At 73.6% G+C, this 17760-nt stretch carries 21 protein-coding genes and 1 riboswitch; of the genes, 11 read left to right on the top strand and 10 right to left on the bottom strand.

Annotated features, from left to right (window positions below; translation table 11 throughout):
• The 3 genes from ABZX67_RS27845 to ABZX67_RS27835 form a co-directional block, all read right to left on the bottom strand.
• Nucleotides 1-225: cobalamin biosynthesis protein (locus ABZX67_RS27845; RefSeq protein WP_355365489.1), on the bottom strand; the 225-nt coding region annotated here is incomplete at its 3' end.
• 123 nt (nt 226-348) lie between these two features.
• Nucleotides 349-434: riboswitch (cobalamin riboswitch) on the bottom strand.
• A gap of 159 nt (nt 435-593) precedes the next feature.
• Nucleotides 594-815: a hypothetical protein gene (locus tag ABZX67_RS27840; protein WP_355365486.1), complete on the bottom strand. Its 222-nt coding sequence runs from the start codon at nt 813-815 to the stop codon at nt 594-596.
• A gap of 12 nt (nt 816-827) precedes the next feature.
• A complete protein-coding gene (locus tag ABZX67_RS27835) occupies nt 828-2126 on the bottom strand; it encodes an inorganic phosphate transporter (RefSeq protein ID WP_355365483.1) in 1299 nt (432 codons plus the stop codon).
• A 256-nt stretch (nt 2127-2382) separates the two neighbouring features.
• Between ABZX67_RS27835 and ABZX67_RS27830 the strand changes: the two genes are divergently transcribed.
• The 3 genes from ABZX67_RS27830 (at nt 2383) to ABZX67_RS27820 (ending at nt 5752) form a co-directional block, all read left to right on the top strand.
• The gene (locus ABZX67_RS27830; RefSeq protein WP_355365480.1) at nt 2383-3072 is read left to right on the top strand and encodes a class II aldolase/adducin family protein; all 690 of its coding nucleotides are present in this window, start codon (nt 2383-2385) and stop codon (nt 3070-3072) included.
• Between the two features lie 77 nt (nt 3073-3149).
• Nucleotides 3150-4277: a prolyl oligopeptidase family serine peptidase gene (locus ABZX67_RS27825; protein WP_355365477.1), complete on the top strand. Its 1128-nt coding sequence runs from the start codon at nt 3150-3152 to the stop codon at nt 4275-4277.
• Nucleotides 4278-4432: 155 nt separating this feature from the next.
• Entirely contained in the window at nt 4433-5752 is a 1320-nt protein-coding gene (locus ABZX67_RS27820; RefSeq protein ID WP_355365474.1) for a hypothetical protein, read from the top strand.
• 38 nt (nt 5753-5790) lie between these two features.
• Here the strand turns inward: ABZX67_RS27820 and ABZX67_RS27815 are convergent, their stop codons facing one another.
• Nucleotides 5791-6192 (bottom strand): VOC family protein, encoded by a 402-nt coding sequence (locus tag ABZX67_RS27815; protein ID WP_355365471.1) that lies wholly within the window; start codon nt 6190-6192, stop codon nt 5791-5793.
• A gap of 298 nt (nt 6193-6490) precedes the next feature.
• Here ABZX67_RS27815 and abc-f point away from each other — a divergent pair, with 298 nt between their 5' ends.
• The 3 genes from abc-f to ABZX67_RS27800 all read left to right on the top strand — a co-directional run bounded on the left by abc-f (nt 6491) and on the right by ABZX67_RS27800 (nt 9601).
• Entirely contained in the window at nt 6491-8089 is a 1599-nt protein-coding gene (abc-f, locus tag ABZX67_RS27810; protein WP_355365468.1) for a ribosomal protection-like ABC-F family protein, read from the top strand.
• A 322-nt stretch (nt 8090-8411) separates the two neighbouring features.
• The gene (locus ABZX67_RS27805) at nt 8412-8633 is read left to right on the top strand and encodes a helix-turn-helix domain-containing protein (protein WP_254751967.1); all 222 of its coding nucleotides are present in this window, start codon (nt 8412-8414) and stop codon (nt 8631-8633) included.
• Between the two features lie 167 nt (nt 8634-8800).
• Nucleotides 8801-9601 (top strand): enoyl-CoA hydratase/isomerase family protein, encoded by an 801-nt coding sequence (locus ABZX67_RS27800; protein ID WP_355365465.1) that lies wholly within the window; start codon nt 8801-8803, stop codon nt 9599-9601.
• 62 nt (nt 9602-9663) lie between these two features.
• Here the strand turns inward: ABZX67_RS27800 and ABZX67_RS27795 are convergent, their stop codons facing one another.
• Nucleotides 9664-10380, bottom strand: coding sequence for a hypothetical protein (locus ABZX67_RS27795; RefSeq protein WP_355365462.1), 717 nt, complete (start codon nt 10378-10380; stop codon nt 9664-9666).
• A 93-nt stretch (nt 10381-10473) separates the two neighbouring features.
• On the opposite strand from ABZX67_RS27795, the gene ABZX67_RS27790 reads away from it, so the two are divergent.
• The 5 genes from ABZX67_RS27790 to amaP all read left to right on the top strand — a co-directional run bounded on the left by ABZX67_RS27790 (nt 10474) and on the right by amaP (nt 12744).
• Complete coding sequence (locus tag ABZX67_RS27790; protein WP_355365459.1) at nt 10474-10977, top strand: Asp23/Gls24 family envelope stress response protein; 504 nt, start codon at nt 10474-10476, stop codon at nt 10975-10977.
• Between the two features lie 61 nt (nt 10978-11038).
• On the top strand, nt 11039-11230 hold the full coding sequence (locus ABZX67_RS27785) for a hypothetical protein (RefSeq protein ID WP_355365456.1): 192 nt from the start codon (nt 11039-11041) through the stop codon (nt 11228-11230).
• A gap of 4 nt (nt 11231-11234) precedes the next feature.
• Entirely contained in the window at nt 11235-11618 is a 384-nt protein-coding gene (locus tag ABZX67_RS27780) for a hypothetical protein (protein WP_355365453.1), read from the top strand.
• Nucleotides 11615-12157, top strand: a complete 543-nt coding sequence (locus tag ABZX67_RS27775; RefSeq protein ID WP_355365450.1) for a DUF6286 domain-containing protein — start codon at nt 11615-11617, stop codon at nt 12155-12157. Before ABZX67_RS27780 ends, ABZX67_RS27775 begins: the two co-directional genes overlap by 4 nt.
• 8 nt (nt 12158-12165) lie before the next feature.
• On the top strand, nt 12166-12744 hold the full coding sequence (gene amaP / locus ABZX67_RS27770) for an alkaline shock response membrane anchor protein AmaP (protein WP_355365504.1): 579 nt from the start codon (nt 12166-12168) through the stop codon (nt 12742-12744).
• Nucleotides 12745-12777: 33 nt separating this feature from the next.
• On the opposite strand, the gene ABZX67_RS27765 is transcribed toward amaP, so the two are convergent.
• The 5 genes from ABZX67_RS27765 to ABZX67_RS27745 form a co-directional block, all read right to left on the bottom strand.
• On the bottom strand, nt 12778-13533 hold the full coding sequence (locus tag ABZX67_RS27765) for an SDR family oxidoreductase (protein WP_355365447.1): 756 nt from the start codon (nt 13531-13533) through the stop codon (nt 12778-12780).
• Nucleotides 13534-13538: 5 nt separating this feature from the next.
• Nucleotides 13539-15329, bottom strand: a complete 1791-nt coding sequence (locus ABZX67_RS27760) for a glycoside hydrolase family 15 protein (protein ID WP_355365444.1) — start codon at nt 15327-15329, stop codon at nt 13539-13541.
• 78 nt (nt 15330-15407) lie between these two features.
• Complete coding sequence (locus ABZX67_RS27755) at nt 15408-16217, bottom strand: SURF1 family protein (protein WP_355365441.1); 810 nt, start codon at nt 16215-16217, stop codon at nt 15408-15410.
• A gap of 198 nt (nt 16218-16415) precedes the next feature.
• A complete protein-coding gene (locus tag ABZX67_RS27750) occupies nt 16416-16652 on the bottom strand; it encodes a hypothetical protein (RefSeq protein ID WP_078887695.1) in 237 nt (78 codons plus the stop codon).
• A 54-nt stretch (nt 16653-16706) separates the two neighbouring features.
• On the bottom strand, nt 16707-17717 hold the full coding sequence (locus tag ABZX67_RS27745) for a DEDDh family exonuclease (RefSeq protein WP_355365437.1): 1011 nt from the start codon (nt 17715-17717) through the stop codon (nt 16707-16709).
• Nucleotides 17718-17760 lie beyond the last annotated feature (43 nt).

Genomic DNA, 17760 nt, shown 5'->3' with positions numbered 1-17760 from the left:
GCGGACCGCGCGGGCCGCGAGCGCCGCCGCGCCGGCCGCGCCTCCGGCGCACACGGCGGCGTGCAGCGCACCCCAGGCGCGGTCGTCGCGCCACAGCGCGCGCTCCACGCGGGCGGCCGTGCGCCCGAAGGCGGCCACGGGGTGCCCGCGGCGGGGGTCGGCGAGAAGCAGGTCGGCGGCGAGCCCGACGGCCGCGCCGTACGCGAAGACGCGGTCACCGCGCATGGGTGCTCGATGAGCTGGGAGCTTCCGGGGCTTTCGGAGCTTCCGGGGCAGCGCGAAGGCAGCCGGGCATGGCGAATGTCCTCACTCAGGGTCCGCGCCCTGGCTCGACGTGACCGGCGACGAGAGTTCCTGACTCATCCGGCCCTCGGGGCTGCCCGGGGCCGGACTCACAGTGGCGGGACCGCGCCGGATTCGCACCGGCTTCCTCTCCTGCCGCCGTAAATGGCCCCGGCAGTCCACCACGCTCCGCGAACGCCCGTCAACTCGCCGCTGACCTGCGGTCGGAGAGTGTGCTGCGCCCCACAGAACGCGGCAGGGCCGGCCGCACCCGTGAAGGTGCGACCGGCCCGGAGCCGGACGTTCACACGTCAGGTCACGATCAGGTAGATCCCGAAGGTGATCGCCGCCGCGCAGACCGCGAAGGCCGCGTACGCGCCGGTGCGGGCGAGGACGGCCGAGTCACCGCTCGCCGCCGCCTGCTCCTGCTTGGAGAGGCCGAGGATGCCGAGGGTGAACAGGCCCACCAGTGCGACGGTGGCCAAGAGGCTCACGCCGAACACGGAGCCGAGAGCTGCCCAGTCGATCTTCATGCTGTTCTTTCCTTACACCGTGGCGGCGGGTGCGGGCGCGGCCGCGGCCGCCGGGGTGGTCTCCGGCGCCGTCGCCGGGATGGTGGCCTGGAGGTCGGCGGTGAGGTCACCGGCGGTCATGGCGACGGTGCCGGCCGGGGGAGGGGTGACGGCCGCGATGGCGGTGGTCACGACGCCCGCGGGCTCGCTGTCGCCGTCGGCCGTGGCGGTGTCGACGTCGTTGACGTTGGTGTGGTCGACGACCTGGCGGCGCGAGATGAACCAGATCGCGGCGCAGGAGGCGACGAGGAAGACCACGACGGCGGCGACGCCCCAGTCACCCTGGCGGGTGACGAGCTCCGAGCCCGCGGCGACCAGACCGGCGGCCGGCAGGGTCAGCCCCCAGGCGACGAACATCCGGGTGGCGGTGGACCAGCGGACGACGCCGCCCTTGCGGCCGAGGCCCGCGCCCATCACGGCGCCGGAGCAGGAGTGCGTCGTCGAGAGCGAGAAGCCCAGGTTCGAGGAGGCGAGGATGACGGTGGCCGCGCTGGTCTGGGCGGCGAAGCCCTGCTGCGGCTGGAGGTCGGTGAGGCCCTTGCCCATGGTGCGGATGATGCGCCAGCCGCCGAGGTAGGTGCCGAGCGCGATGGCCAGACCGGCGGAGACGATCACCCAGAGGGGCGGGTTGGAGCCGGGGGCGAGGACGCCGCCGGCGACGAGCGCCAGGGTGATGATGCCCATCGTCTTCTGGGCGTCGTTGGTGCCGTGGGCGAGCGAGACGAGGCCCGCGGAGGCGATCTGACCGGCGCGGTAGCCCTTGCGGCCGGTCTTCTCGTCGATGTTCGCGCCGGCCTTGTACGTCAGCCGGGTGGCGAGCATCGCGGCGAGGCCGGCGACGAGCGGCGCGGCGACGGCCGGGATGAGGACCTTGGTGACGACGACGCCGCCGTTGACGCCGCTCAGGCCGACCGAGGCGATGGTGGCGCCGACGAGGCCGCCCATGAGGGCGTGCGAGGAGCTGGAGGGCAGGCCCACCAGCCAGGTCAGGAGGTTCCAGAGGATGGCGCCGACGAGCGCCGCGAAGATCACCTCTGGGCTGATTCCTTCTTCGTTGACCAGGCCGCTGGAGATCGTCTTGGCGACCTCGACGGACAGGAACGCGCCGACCAGGTTGAGCACGGCGGACATGGCCACCGCCGTCTTGGGCTTCAGGGCGCCGGTCGAGATGGTCGTGGCCATCGCGTTGGCGGTGTCATGGAAACCGTTCGTGAAATCGAACACGAGAGCTGTCACGACCACAATGGCGAGCAGCAGCGTGATGTGTTCCATTTACCCAGGCAATCGTTCGACGTCAGTGGCTCGGCGAACGTAAGCAACCTGAGTGAACGGAAGGTGAACTGGGTCCGGCATCATGGTGTCCGAAGATCCGGAACCACCGCCACCGTTTCGCCTCGGATGCCCGGCCGGGCGGCCGGATGCCCGTATCCATGGGCTTTCCCGCCGTTCACCCCGGTTCGGAGGGCGGCCGGAGGCGGGCCGGATGAGGAGATTTTTGTCATCTGATCGACTAGGCGGGATCGGGCTCATGGCAGAGGGCGACGCGAGGGAACGGACGGTCGAGCAGGCGGTCGAGCGGGCCTGGGACGCGCTGGTGGCCACCGCCCGCAGGACGGTCACCGACGGCCTGGTCGTCGGCACCTCCGGCAACGTCTCCGCCCGGGTCGGCGACCTCGTCCTCGTCACCCCCAGCGGCGTGCCGTACGACCGGCTCACCCCGGCCGACCTCACCGCCGTCGACCTCGACGGCACACAGGTGCGCGGAACCCTCACGCCCACCAGCGAGCTGCCCATGCACCTGGCGGTCTACCGCGACACCCCGGCCCGCGCGGTCGTCCACACCCACGCGGTCCACGCCGCGGCGGTCTCCACCCTCGTCCCCGAGCTGCCCCCGATCCACTACATGGCGGCGGCCCTCGGCGGCCCCGTCCGCGTCGCCCCGTACGCCCTCTACGGCACGGAGGAACTGGCCCGGAACATGCTGCGCGCCCTGGAGGGCCGCACGGGCTGCCTGCTGGGCAACCACGGAACTGTCACCTACGGCGACACCCTCGACCAGGCGTACGACCGCACCGCGCAGCTGGAGTGGATGTGCCGCCTCTGGCTCACCGCCACCTCCGTGCCCGGCCGCACCCCGGCGCTGCTGTCCGCCGCGGAGCTCGACGCGGCGGCCGGCAAGCTCCGCGGGTACGGCCAGCCGCGCCGAGCATCGCGGTGAGCGCGGGGCGCCGCGGCCGTGCCCCCGGCGGCCCACGCCCACTGGCACCGCACCGCGCCCTTGCCCACACTGGAGCGGTGCGCCCGGCTACAGCGACGGCGGCGGCCGTCACCACCCTGATCGGCGCCGGCGCGGCCACGATCGCGGCCGGCCGGTACGCCAGCGACGCCGCGCTCAGGCCCCGGCCTGACCGGCCCCTGCCCGGGGACCCCCGGCTCACGGTGCACGCCACCGCCGCCGGGCAGGTCACCCTGACCCGCCACCTGGCCTCGCTGCGGCCCGGCACCTACGGCCTCACGGGCCCCGAGGTCCACGCGGTCGTCGGCCCCGTCCTGGACGACGTGCCGCACTCCGCCGACACCGTCGTACGCCGGCTGGAAAGCGTCCGGCGCGGCACCCTCGACGTGGGCAGCCGCGTCCGGCTCACCCCGCAGCTCCACACCGGCACTCCCGCCACCGCGCTCGGCCTCGACCACGAGGACATGGACATCCCCGGCGAACTGGGCAATCTGCCCGCGTGGTTCGTCCCCTCGACCCGCTCCACCTGGGTGATCGCCGTCCACGGCCTGGGCACCACCCGCGAACACCCCCTGAACGTGACGCGGTTCCTCCACTCCCTCCAGCTCCCCGTCCTCCACCTCGCCTACCGCGGCGACGACGGCGCCCCGCGCCCCTCCGACGGCCTCGGACACCTCGGCGACTCCGAGTGGCGGGACCTGGACGCCGCGATGCGCCACGCCCTTCGCCGCGGCGCCGACCGCGTCATCCTGTACGGCTGGTCCGTCGGCGCCTCCATGGCCCTGCACGCCGCCGCCAACTCCGGCGTCCGCGACCGCATCCGCGGCCTGGTGCTCGACTCCCCGGTCCTCGACTGGGAAACCACCCTGCGCGCCCTGGCCGCCGCCCGCCGCACCCCCGCGCCGCTGCTGCCGCTCGCGGTCCGCGCCGCCCAGGGCAGGACCGGCGTGCACGGCGACCGCATCGCCGAGGCCGCCGACCCCGACGGGCTGCGCGTGCCGACCCTCCTCTTCCACGGACCGGACGACCACCTCGCCCCCTGGCAGGGCTCCCGCGAACTCGCCGCCCGCCGCCCCGGCCTGGTCACCCTGCACACCGTTCCAAACGCGCCGCACGCGGCCATGTGGAACGCCGGTCCGGACCGCTACGAAGAGGCCCTCCGCCGCTTCCTCACCCCCCTTCTGTAGCCCCCGCCGTCCGGCGAAACCGATTCCGTTTGGGCTTTCGGGCCGTCAGCGGGAAGACTGCCCCCGTGACGTCTCGAAAGCCTGATGAGCAATTGGCGCGCAACTCCAGACTCCGACTCGTCCGTCCGCGGCCCCTGACCACGGCCCGACGGGCTGTGACGACCCGGCGTACGCGGCCGGCGTCGCGGCCGCCCGAGGGCACGCCGCCCCCGGCCGAGCTGGCCCGTCAGGCGAGAGCAGTCCTCCACGACGCCGTACGCATCGCCCGCTGGGCCGCCGTCGACCGCCAGCCCGACGCCACCCCCGCCCAGGAACGGGCCGCGGCCGCCCTCGGCCTGACACCGGACCAGGTGCGCGCCGGCTGGGACCGCGCCCGCCTCGCCGGACTCGTCGAGCTGCACGGCGGCACCGCCCGCCCCGGCTGGCGCCTGCGCGCCTGGGACCGCGACGACTCGGCCGTCCTGCGCGGCTGGGTCGCGCTCTTCGACGCCTGGTCGCTCGTCCACCCCGCCCCGGGCGACGTCGAGCCCGCCGCCGTGGCCGAGGTCGTGGAAGCCGTCCCCCAGGTCCTCTCCCTGCTCCAGCTCTCCGCGGGCCCCGTGCCCGTACCGTCGCTCCTCGACCTGCTCCAGCAGCGCGTCGCCGAGCTCCGCGAGGAGCGCTGCGAGGTGCCGGCACCGCCGCGGGACGAGCCCGGCGCGGCGCCCGGCGCCGTACCCCGCCAGCACGTCCCGGCCCCGCCGCCCGGGTCCGACTCGCTCGCGCGCCTGCTCGACTGGGCCCTGGAGGGCCTGGCCGCCGTCGGCGCCCTCACCCTCGGCGAGGGCCAGGCGACCCTGACCCCGCTCGGCAACTGGGCCGTGTGGGTCAAGCTGGAGCAGATCTGCGTCGCCGCGCAGAGCCCCGCCGGCCACATCGAGCAGTCCGCCGAGGACATGCTGCGCGCCTGCGCCCGCCTCACCCCCGGGCCGGCCCGCGTCGAGTACCGCGCCTGGCTCGCCGCCCGCCCCGTGGGCAGCGCCGTCACCGAGCTCCTCGACGTCGCGCGCGGCCAGGACGCCCTGCTGCGCGGCCTCGCCTTCGAGGCGCTGCGGGTCGTCGGCTCCGCCGCCGAGGCCGGGGTGCGGGCCGCCGCCGAGGAGGCCCCGCTGCGCCCCTACGCCCTGCTCTGGCTCGCCGAGCACGACGGCGCCGACCCCGACGAGGCCACCGAGGTCCTCACCCGCGAGGAGGCGACCTGGCTCTGGGTGGACACCGCCGCGGCCGTCGCCGACCACGGCGACGCCACGCTCCTCGTACGCCACCTGGAGTCCGCGGTCCAGGGCACGGTCCCCGCCCTGCTGGACGAGGTCCGCGCCGTCGGTCACCCCCGTACGGTCCAGGTCCTGGTCGCCCTGGCCGCGGCCCACCCCGACCCGGCCTTCGCCAAAGCCGTCCGCCGGGCCGCCTTCCAGGTCCACACGGGCGGCGCCTGACCACCCCGGGACGCGGCGCGTCCTTTCGCGGCGGGGGGCTACCCCGCCGCGCCCGGCGCGTACGTGCCGAAGCTCCAGACGTTGCCCTCGGCGTCCCGCGCCATGTAGTCGCGGGAGCCGTAGTCCTGGTCCGTCGGGGGCATCAGGATCTCCACGCCGTGCTCCACGGCGCGGGCGTGGTGCGCGTCCACGTCGTCCACCACCACGTACACCCCGACCGGGCCCGCGCCCGCCATCGCCTTGGCGAAGACTCCCTCGCGTCTCTTCGTGCCCAGCATCACCATGCCGTTCCCATAGGCCAGCTCGGAGTGGACGATCTGGCCGTCCTCGCCCTCGTACACACTCACCTCGGTGAACCCGAAGGCCTCCTTCAGCGTCCTGATGGCCGCCTTCGCGTCCTCGTACAGGAGCGTGGGGTAGATGCTCGGTACGTCGGCCATGCTGGTCACCCTCCGATTCGGTGCTCGATACGGCCTTCCGACTGCGATGTGATCCGGATCTCAGCTGATCCCCAGTCTGGCACCCGCCACCGACAACGCACCCCGGCGTTCCACCGGCTCACCGGAAGGTGCGATTCCGCTCGGCTTCCGGGCACGCGGCCGCCCGCCGCGGCCGGAAAACCAGTTGCACCCGCCCGTTAGACTGGCCTGCATGGCCATTCTCCCTGTGCATTAGCCGGCGTCGAAGCCACCGCATCCGTCGTCCTTCCCGCCGTCCCATCCGCCCTGGAGTCTGTCCGTGATCACCGCTTCCGGCATCGAGCTGCGCGCCGGCGCCCGTGTCCTCATCGAATCCGCGTCCTTCCGCGTCGCCAAGGGCGACCGCATCGGCCTCGTCGGCCGCAACGGCGCCGGCAAGACCACCCTCACCAAGTGCCTCGCCGGCGAGGGCATCCCCGCCGCCGGCACCATCACCCGCTCCGGTGAGGTCGGCTACCTCCCGCAGGACCCGCGCACCGGCGACCTCGACGTCCTGGCCCGCGACCGCATCCTCTCCGCCCGCGGCCTCGACGTCCTGATCCGCAAGATGCGGCAGAACGAGCAGAAGATCGCCTCCGGCCAGGGCGCCACCCGCGAGAAGGCGCTGCGGCAGTACGAGCGCCAGGAGACCGAGTTCCTCACCAAGGGCGGGTACGCCGCCGAGGCCGAGGCCGCCACCATCGCGCACGCCCTCGGGCTCCCGGACCGCGTCCTCGGGCAGCCGCTCCACACGCTCTCCGGCGGTCAGCGCCGCCGCGTCGAGCTCGCCCGCATCCTCTTCTCGGACGCCGACACGCTGCTCCTCGACGAGCCCACCAACCACCTCGACGCCGACTCGATCGTCTGGCTGCGCGACTACCTCAAGACGTACCGCGGCGGCTTCATCGTGATCTCCCACGACGTCGACCTCGTCGAGACCGTCGTCAACAAGGTGTTCTACCTGGACGCCAACCGGTCGCAGATCGACGTCTACAACATGGGCTGGAAGCTCTACCAGCAGCAGCGCGAGGCCGACGAGAAGCGCCGCAAGCGCGAGCGCGCCAACGCCGAGAAGAAGGCCGCCGCGCTCAACGCGCAGGCCGACAAGATGCGCGCCAAGGCCACCAAGACCGTCGCCGCCCAGAACATGGCCCGCCGCGCCGAGCGCCTGCTCGCCGGCCTCGAGGAGGTCCGCGCCTCCGACAAGGTCGCCAAGCTCCGCTTCCCCGAGCCGGCGCCCTGCGGCAAGACCCCGCTGACCGCGGAGGGGCTCTCCAAGTCGTACGGCTCGCTGGAGATCTTCACCGACGTGGACCTCGCCATCGACAAGGGCTCCCGCGTCGTCATCCTCGGCCTCAACGGCGCCGGCAAGACCACGCTGCTGCGCCTGCTGGCGGGCGTGGAGAAGCCCGACACCGGCCAGGTCACCCCGGGTCACGGCCTCAAGCTCGGCTACTACGCCCAGGAGCACGAGACCCTCGACCCGGACCGCACGGTCCTGGAGAACATGCGCTCGGCCGCCCCCGACCTGGACCTCGTCGAGGTCCGCAAGGTGCTCGGCTCGTTCCTCTTCTCCGGCGACGACGTCGACAAGCCGGCCGGCGTGCTCTCCGGCGGCGAGAAGACCCGGCTGGCGCTGGCCACCCTGGTCGTCTCCTCGGCGAACGTGCTGCTCCTGGACGAGCCGACCAACAACCTCGACCCGGCCAGCCGCGAGGAGATCCTCGGCGCGCTGCGCACGTACAAGGGCGCCGTCGTCCTCGTCACGCACGACGAGGGAGCCGTCGAGGCCCTCCAGCCGGAGCGCATCATCCTCCTGCCGGACGGCGTCGAGGACCTGTGGGGCCAGGACTACGCGGACCTGGTCGCCCTCGCCTGACCCCCGCCTGATCATCCCCGCATGGATCATTCGGCTTACGCGTGATCCTTCATCTGAGTGAGTGCGTCTCATACCGCGGCGTGGCGACCGGTGGATTCCCATCCTCCGCTCCCACGCCGCGCTGTCGTTCCCTCCACCTCCCTGACCTGGCACTTCGTCGCCGAGTCCGCGCCGCGCGCGGTTTCCGGGACGGGAAGGTGACCGTCCGGTGACCGTGGGTTGGCGAAACCTTGCGGCACGGACCTTGTCGAATGGCTGGCCATGTGGCCGCGGAGGGGTGATCATGAGAGTCCAGAGGCGCACTTCCCATGAGGAGGCACGGGTGGCCGAGACTCTGAAGAAGGGCAGCCGGGTGACCGGCGCCGCGCGCGAAAAGCTCGCGGCAGACCTGAAGAAGAAGTACGACTCCGGTGCGAGCATCCGGGCACTGGCCGAAGAGACCGGCCGGTCCTATGGGTTCGTCCACCGGATGCTCAGCGAGTCCGGAGTGTCGCTGCGGGGACGCGGCGGAGCCACGCGAGGCAAGAAGGCCCCTTCGGCCTGACGGTCCCCCGCGTTTGGCGCTCGCCGTCCGAGCGGGCTCATCCGGCCCAAGGGATCCGGCAGGGCCACCCGGTCGACCGGCGTGTCGGCCGGGTGGTTACTGTGCAGTCACTTAATCGGCTGTCATCGGCTGCTGCACAGCCGCCGCACCGGATCCGGAGGCGCCCCATGACCTCGCTCGACCCAGTCCTCGAAGTGTTCGACAAGGACGGTGTACGGCTCACCGTCGAGGACGCCGTCGCCACGGTGACCCTCACCAACGCGGCCAAGCGCAACGCGCAGTCGCCCGCTCTGTGGCGGGCGCTCGTGGAAGCCGGGCGGTCGCTGCCGGGCAGCGTGCGGGTCGTCGTCCTGCGCGGCGAGGGCAAGTCCTTCTCCGCGGGGCTCGACCGGCAGGCGTTCACGCCCGAGGGCTTCGAGGGCGAGCCGTCCTTCCTGGACCTGGCACGCGGCTCGGACGAGGAGCTCGACGCCGTCATCGCCGAGTACCAGGAGGCGTTCACCTGGTGGCGCCGCAACGACATCGTGTCGATCGCGGCCGTCCAGGGGCACGCCATCGGTGCCGGGTTCCAGCTCGCGCTCGCCTGCGACCTGCGGGTCGTCGCGCAGGACGTGCAATTCGCCATGCGCGAGACGAGCCTCGGCCTGGTCCCCGACCTGACCGGTACGCACCCGCTCGTCGCGGCGGTCGGCTACGCCCGTGCGCTGGAGATCTGCGCCACGGGCCGCTTCGTCCAGGCCGCGGAGGCCGAGCGCATCGGCCTCGCCAACCTGGTCGTGCCCGTCGAGGAGCTCGACGGTGCCGTACGCGACCTGGCGGCGGCGCTGCTGGCGGCCCCGCGGGACGCCGTCGTCGAGACCAAGGCGCTGCTGCGGGGCGCGCAGGAGCGTACCTACGCGGACCAGCGCGTAGCGGAGCGCGCGGCCCAGGCGCGGCGCCTGCGGGACCTCGCGGGCCTCGCCGACTGACGACAACGCGGCAGGTGGGCGTGCCGGACGCCGCCGGGCAGACGGGACTTTGACGGCACGACCTAAGGCTCTGCCACGGCGACGTCCGTGACCAGCACGGTCACCGGCGTCGCCGCGCCGACGGCTGCCCGGACCGCTCGCGCCACGTCCAGCGCGCGGTGGTCCGGCGCGGTCGCCACTTCGATACGGAGGTGATCGGCCGCCCGATGCACGGACGGGCCCAGCACCGTCGTCAGCCGCCGCACCCCCGGTACGGCCGCGGCCGCCACGGCCACCGGGTCGGAGAGGTCGACCGCGCCCGCCGGTTCCTCGGGGGGCGCGGCCGGTTCGGGTGCGGGCGCCGGACCGTCCAGGAGCGCCGTCACCCGGAGGTCCACCTCCGTCACCACCAGCCCCAGCCGCTCCTCGCACGCCGCGAACAGGGCCGTACGCAGCCCCGAGGCGAGCTCCGGAAGCGGTACGCCGGCGCCGCCGGTCGCGGCGAACTCCGCCGTGATGCGCAGCGGTCCCGGCGTCAGGGCGCCCGGCGGCCGCGGGAACACCGCTTCCGCCACCGCTTCCGCGTTTGGCCCCGGTTCCGCTTCCGCGTCCGGTTCCGCGAGGCCGACGCGCAGCCGACCGGGTGACACGCCCGGCACCCGCCGGGCCGCCCGGCGCAGCACCGCGTCCGCCGCCCGTTCCGCCAGCCAGGCCCCGTCCGCCGGGCCGCCCAGGGGCAGCAGCCGCCCCAGGCCGAGCCGACTGCGTACCGTCGTGGCCCATCCCTCAGCCGTCGTCATTCCTCCAGACTGCCGCATCCCCGGCGCGGAACCGGGCAACCACCCTTAGTGTGGTCAACGGAGCGCAAATCCGCCCGGAAGGGACGAACGGTGATGAGCGACACCTCACAGACTTCGCAAGCGGCTCAGGCGAAGTCCGCGCAGATCAAGGAACCGGCGGCCGAGGCCGCACGGAAGAGCTCGGTGACGCGGCGCGGCGCGGGCGGCGACCCGGCCTCGCGCGGCCGCACCACCATCGCCGACGGCGTGGTCATGAAGATCGCCGGCCTCGCGGCCCGCGACGTCGACGGCGTCCACGACATGGGCAGCGCGGCCTCCCGCACCTTCGGCTCGGTGCGCGACCGGGTCCCCGGCGGCCGCGCCGGTGTGACGCGCGGCGTCAAGGCCGAGGTCGGCGAGGTGCAGACCGCGCTGGACCTGGAGATCGTCGTCGAGTACGGCGTCTCGATCATCGACGTGGCCGGCGACGTCCGCGAGAACGTCATCTCCGCGGTGGAGCGGATGACCGGCCTCGAAGTCGTCGAGGTCAACATCGCCGTCAGCGATGTGAAGCTGCCCGACGAGGAGGAAGAGGAGCCGGAGACCCGGATCCAGTAGCCGCCGGGCACACCGCGCCGGCGCTGCACACACAACGCCCCATGACGCGAAGGAGCGCACGATGAGCATGGCGGTGGTCGGCCTGCTGGCCGGAATGGCGCTCGGGTTCGCCGGTTACTTCGGCGGCTTCGGCGCGTTTTTGCTGGTGGCCGCGTTGGGCGCGGTCGGCTTCGTGGTGGGCCGGTTCCTCGACGGAGACCTGGAGCCGGGAGACCTCTTCCGGGGCCGCGACCGCGACGACCGGCGGCGGTGACGCCGTGGCGGGGGACACCACGGCCGCGCCGGCCCCGGCGGACACGGCCGTCCGGGCGGCCGAGCGCGGCGCGACGGTCATCGCCGACCGCGTCGTGGCGAAGATCGCCGCGCGGGCGGCCCGCGAAGCCCTGGACGACGCCCCCGAGGGCGGCGTACCGGAAGGCGGCAGGCCGCCGCACGCGTCGGTCGTCGTGCACCGGGACAGCGCGCGGATCCGCATCAGCCTGGAGCTCGGCTACCCCTCCGACCTCGGCGCCCAGTGCGGGGCCGTGCGCCGTCACGTCACCCGGCGGGTCGAGGCCCTCGCCGGCATGAGCGTGCCGGAGGTGGCGGTCCAGGTCGAGCGGCTCCACTCACCCCAGCACACCCGCGGGAGGCTCGCGTGAACGGGCGCTTCTGGTCCGTACGGCGCGTCCCCGCCGCCCTCGTCGCGGTCCTGGTCCTCGGTGGCGCGGGGATCCTGCTGTATGACGTCGCGTCGGTACGGGCGGGGCGGCCCGGCATGCGCTGGCGGCGCGTGCTCCTCGACGAACTGGAGCGCCGTCCCCTGGACGACGTGTGGGTGCTCGTGGGCGCCGGGGCCGCGATGGCGCTGGGGCTGTGGCTGCTCGTGCTGGCGCTCACCCCCGGGCTGCGCCGGCTGCTGCCGATGCGGCGCGACGCCGTGCCCGTACGGGCCGGGCTCGACCGGGACGCGGTGGCGCTCGTGCTGCGGGACCGGGCGCGGGCCGTGCCGGGCGTGCGCTCCGTACGCGTACGGGCGCGCCGGAGGGCGGTCGCGGTGCGCGCCGTGTCGCACTTCCGCGACCTCGACGACGTACGGGACGACATGCGCACGGCGCTCGACGACGGGATCGCCGAGCTCGGCCTCAAGCGGCCGCCGGCGCTGTCCGTGCGCGTCAGGCGCCCCGCGAAGAGGAGGTGACAGAGGAGGTGGCCGGAGTGCTCCGTACCGTCAACCGCGTACTCGTCGGCCTCGCCGGGCTGCTGCTGCTCTGCGTGGGCGGCGCGGTCCTCGCGGCCGGGCTGGACCTGGGCGTGCCGTCCTGGTGGCCCTGGCACGGCCCGGACGCGGTGCTGCTCAGCGAGGCCCGGCGCGGGCGGGGCGAGTGGCGGTGGGCCGTCGTCGTCGCGGTGCTCGCCGCCCTGGTGCTGCTGGCGCTGGTGTGGCTGCTGGCACAGCTGAGGCAGCGCCGGCTGAGCGAGGTGCTCGTCGACACGGGCGACGGGGAGGGCGCGGTGCTGCGCGGCCGGGCGCTGGAGGGCGCGGTCGAGTCCGAGGCGGAGACGCTGGACGGCGTGGCCCGGGCCCGGGTGCGCCTCACCGGGCGCCGCACGGCCCCGACGGCCCGCGTCTTCCTCCTCCTCGAGCCCCACGCCTCCCCGGCCCACACGCTCCGGGAGCTGACCTCCGGGACCCTCGACCGCGCCCGCACCTCGGCGCGCCTGGCGGACCTCCCGGCGGAAGCCCGCCTGCGCGCCGTCAAGCAGGCCCCGCGCCGGGTGAACTGACCCGCCCCCGCTTCCCGGGAGCCGCAGGGAGCGTCAGAATCCGTGCCGCGCGCCCCCGTCGACCGGCAGCATGACGCCCGTCAGGTACGAGGCGGCCGGCGAGAGCAGGAACGCGGCCGTGTTGCCGAACTCCTCCGGGGTGCCGTACCGGCGCAGCGGGATGTTCGCCTCGTTGGCCGCGCGCGACGCCGCCGGGTCGCCCGACAGCGCGTCCAGTTCGCGGACGCGGTCGGTGTCGATGCGGGAGGGGAGCAGACCGACGACGCGGACGCCGCGCGGTCCCACCTCGTTGGCGAGCGACTTGGCGAAGCCGGCCAGACCCGGGCGCAGGCCGTTGGAGATGGTCAGGCCGGTGATCGGCTCGTGCACCGAGCCGGAGAGCACGAACCCGATGACGCCGCCCTCGCCCAGCGCCGCCGCCGCGGTGCGGGCCATCCGCACCGCGCCCAGGAACACCGCGTCGAACGCCGCCCGCCACTGCTCGTCGGTGTTGTCCGCCGCCGAGCCGGGCGGCGGGCCGCCCACGCTGATCAGGATGCCGTCGAAGCGGCCGAAACGCGTCCGGGCGGTGTCGATCAGGCGCTCCGCGGCCGCCGGATCGGCATTGTCCGCCGCGACGCCCACGGCACCGGGCCCCAGCTCGGCCGCCGCCTCCGCGACCGCCTTCTCGTCGCGCGACGAGAGCACGACCCTCGCCCCGTCCGCCACCAGCGCCCGCGCCGACGCGTTGCCCAGGCCCCGTGACGCGCCCGTCACGACGTACACACGGTCCTTCAGTCCAAGATCCATGCGCCCTATCCTGCTCCGCCCGCCTCCTCCCGCGCCAGCGCCAGAGCGGTCCCGACCAGTCCGACATGGCTGAACGCCTGCGGGAAGTTGCCCAGCTGCCGCCGCGACGACGGGTCGTACTCCTCCGCCAGCAGACCCACGTCGTTGCGCAGGGCCAGCAGCCGTTCGAACAGCTCCCGCGCCTCCTTGGGCCGGCCCGTCATGCGCAGCGCGTCCGCCAGCCAGAAGGAGCACGCGAGGAACGTTCCCTCGTCGCCCGGCAGACCGTCGACCGCCACCCCCTCGGTGCTGTACCGGCGGATGAAACCGTCATGGCTGAGCTCCCGCCGCACCGCGTCCACCGTCCCCACCACCCGCGGATCGTCCGGCGGCAGGAAGCCGACGCGCGGGATCAGCAGCGTCGCCGCGTCCAGCTCGCGCGAACCGTACGACTGCGTGAAGGTGTTCCGGTCGGCGTCGTACCCCTTCTCGCACACCTCCCGGTGGATCTCGTCCCGCATCGCCCGCCACCGCGTCGAGTCACCGCGCAGCTTCGGGTGCTCCTCCAGCGTCCGTACGGCCCGGTCGGCGGCGACCCACGCCATCACCTTCGAGTGCACGAAGTGGCGCCGCGGCCCGCGCACCTCCCACAGCCCCTCGTCCGGCCGCCGCCACGCCGACTCCAGGAAGTTCAGCAGACTGAGCTGGAGGTTCCAGGCGTACGGCTCCGCCGAGAGGCCCGCCTCGCGCGCCAGGTAGAGGGAGTCCATGACCTCGCCGTACACATCGAGCTGGAGCTGGTGCACCGCGGCGTTGCCGATCCGCACCGGGCGCGAACCGGCGTAGCCGCGCAGCCACGGCAGCTCCGTCTCCGGCAGCCGCCGCTCGCCCGCCAGCCCGTACATGATCTGGAGGTCGGCCGGGTCGCCCGCCACCGCCCGCAGCAGCCAGTCCCGCCACGCCGACGCCTCCTCCAGGTACCCGGCGGACAGCAGCGCGCCGAGCGTGAGCGTCGAGTCGCGCAGCCAGCAGTAGCGGTAGTCCCAGTTGCGTACGCCCCCGATCTCCTCGGGCAGCGAGGTCGTCGGCGCGGCCACGATCCCGCCCGTCGGGGCGTACGTCAGCGCCTTCAGCGTGATGAGCGAGCGGAGCACCGCCTCCCGGTACGGCCCCTCGTACACGCACTGCGCCGCCCAGGACTTCCAGTCCTCCAGCGTGTGCTCCAGCCCCTCGTACGGGTCGACCAGCGGCGGGCGCGGCCGGTGCGAGGGGTGCCAGGTCAGCACGAACGCCACCTTCTCGCCCGGTCGGACCGTGAAGGACGAGCAGGTGCTGTACTGCTGGCCCCACGTCTTGACCTCGGGTTCGCTGCGCAGCCATACGGAGTCGGGGCCGGCGACCGCCACCCGGTGCCCGTCCGAGCGGCGCACCCACGGCACGATCGACCCGTGGTCGAAGCGCAGCCGGAGCACGCCCGCCATCTCGACCACGCCGCTGACGCCTTCGACGATCCGTACGACGTCGGGCGCCTCGTCGCGCTGCGGCATGAAGTCGAGGACCCGGACCGTGCCGGTGCGGGTCTGCCACACCGTCTCCAGGATCAGCGAGTCGGTCAGGTAGCTCCGGCGGGTGCACACCGTCGCGCCTTTGGGGGCGATCCGCCAGTGGCCGTTGTTCTCGTCGCCGAGCAGGGCCGCGAAGCAGGCCGACGAGTCGAAGCGGGGCAGGCACAGCCAGTCGATGGAGCCGTCCTTGCCCACCAGCGCCGCGGTCTGGAGATCGCCGATGAGGGCGTAGTCCTCGATGCGTTGCGTCACCCCTGGCGTGTTCCCGCACCGGCGTTCGGTTAAGCAGGGCGCAGCGCCGGGCGGGGAAACGGCGGGTAACGGCGGGTCTCAGGGGGCGGAGGGCTCCGGCACAGCGGGCGCCCCGGCGGCCTCGGCGGGCTCTTCGGCGGCCGCCGCCGCGAGGTCGCGCTTCTCGCGGCGCACCAGCACCACCCAGCCGACCGGGACGCCCGCCGCGAAGAGCCACCACTGCACGGCGTACGCCATGTGGGCCCCGATGGAGTCGTGGTCCGGCTCGGGGATCAGCTCGGGAACGTCACCGGAGGGCCGCGGCTCCGTCTGCTCCAGGTAGCCGCCGAGGACCTCGCGCCCGAGGCGCTCGGCCTGCTGCTCGCTGTTGATCAGCATCACCTGGCGGGGCGGCAGACCGCTGAGGTCCTTGATGCCGCTGGCCCCGGTCGACTCGTCGGCCTTGAGGCGGCCGGTGACCGTCACCTGTCCCTTGGGCGCGGGCGGCACCTCCGGGAAGGCGGCCTGGTCGTCGGCGGCGGGGACCCAGCCCCGGTTCACCAGGACGACGCGGCCGTCGGTGAGGAGGAAGGGCGTCAGGACGAAGAAGCCGACCTTGTCGTCGGCGTTGGTCCGGCGGCGTACGACGACCTCGTGCGCGGTGTCGAAGGTGCCGGTGGCGGTGGCCTGCCGCCAGTAGTCGGCGCGCGGGACGGTGTGCCCGGGGGAGGTGAGCTCCGCCACGGGGACCGGCTTCGCCCGGAGGTTGTCCGCGATCAGGGCGTTCTGGGCGACCCGGTGCTGGTGCCGGTGGAACTGCCAGAAGCCCAGCTCGATCATCACGGGGATGAGGACGAGGGCGAGGAGGGTGAGGATCACCCACTGCCGGGACAACAGGAAGCGGTACACGGCTTCGACCGTACCTGCTTCTGCCCGGGGCCCTGATGGCGGGTCCCACCGGACCCCGGGACCCCCGCTTTCGCGGGGGAGACACATGGCCGCTTGTACCGTCGCGGCGTCTACCGCGGATCACCCCCGCGATGGCGGGGAACAGCGCACGCAGCGCGGCTTGCGTCCCTTGCGTTCAACGACGGCAGTCCCCCTCCGTCACACTTTGTCGACGATGCCCACCTGGCCCTTCTCCGCGCGGGCGCAGTGCCCGCCGCAGAACCACTGGCCGTCGACCTCGACGCCCTGACCGATGATCTGGACCCGGCAGTGCTCGCAGATGGGCGCCATGCGGTGGATGGCGCAGGCGAAGCAGTCGAAGACGTGCACCGCGCCCTGCGCGTGCACCTCGAAGGACATGCCGTAGTCGTTTCCGCAGACCTCACAACGTGCCATGCGCCACAGGGTGCGGTGTGCGTCCGGGGAAGGGGCGGCGCAACGCCCGGACCGTCACTCGTCTGCTGAGTCCTGCGAGCCCTCGGCCGGGGCCACGTCGCGGAGCAGATGGGTGAACGCCGCCTCGTCGATGATCGGCGTGCCGAAGGACTTCGCCTTGACGGTCTTGGAGGTCGCCGCGTCCGGGTCGTTGGTGACGAGCAGGCTGGTCAGCCGCGACACGCTGGTGGCCACGTGGAGGCCCGCCTCGACGGCACGGTCCTCCAGCAGCTCCCGCTCGACGGACGTGTCGCCCGAAAAGGCCACACGCATGCCCTGCTTGAGCGGTTTGTCCGATTCGTAGCGCCCCGGGTTCGGGTACGGGCACGCCGGCCGCTTCCGTGACGGCCGCCAGCTGTTCGAGCGGTACGAGGACGTCGCCTGCTGCCCGATGCGGGGTGTCGTCGCGGACGGCGAGGGCGTCCACTCCGTCAGCGGGCGGCACTCCAGCAGCGGCAGCCGTACGCCCCGCTCGGCCGCCGCGTGCAGGCTCGGGCGGAACGCCTCCGCCAGCACGCGCGCGTCGTCCAGCGCGTTGTGCGCGCGCTGCTGGACGACGCCGAAGTGCGCGGCGAGGGACTCCAGCTTGAGGTTCGGCAGCGGGAGCGCCAGCTCCTTGGCGAGCGCGATGGTGCACAGCCGCCGGCGTACGGGCGCGGTGTGCTCGGCGCGGGCGTACTCCCGGGCGATCATCGACCAGTCGAACATGGCGTTGTGCGCGACGAGCACCCGGCCGTCGAGCCGCCGCGAGAACTCGCCGACGATGTCGGCGAAGAGCGGCGCGCCCTCCAGCACGCTGGTCGTCAGGCCGTGGATCCACACCGGCCCCGGGTCCCGCTCCGGGTTGACCAGCGTGTACCAGTGGTCCTCGACATTGCCCTGCGCGTCGAGCCGGTAGACGGCAGCCGACACTATCCGGTCGTCGCGGGCGAGGCCGGTGGTCTCCACGTCGACGACCGCGTACCCCTCCTGGGGGTAGGCGGTCGGCCACGCTGCTGCGGTCGTGCGGTCGTCGAGCATGGTCACTGAGAATAGAGGCCGCCACTGACAACGCCGCCCCCGGCATCCC

Origin of the sequence: Streptomyces sp. NPDC003036 (genome assembly GCF_040611175.1) — a bacterium.
Lineage (GTDB): Bacteria > Actinomycetota > Actinomycetes > Streptomycetales > Streptomycetaceae > Streptomyces.
The sequence above is the reverse complement of the archived record's forward strand: the minus strand, read 5'-3'. Positions and strand labels throughout refer to the sequence as shown.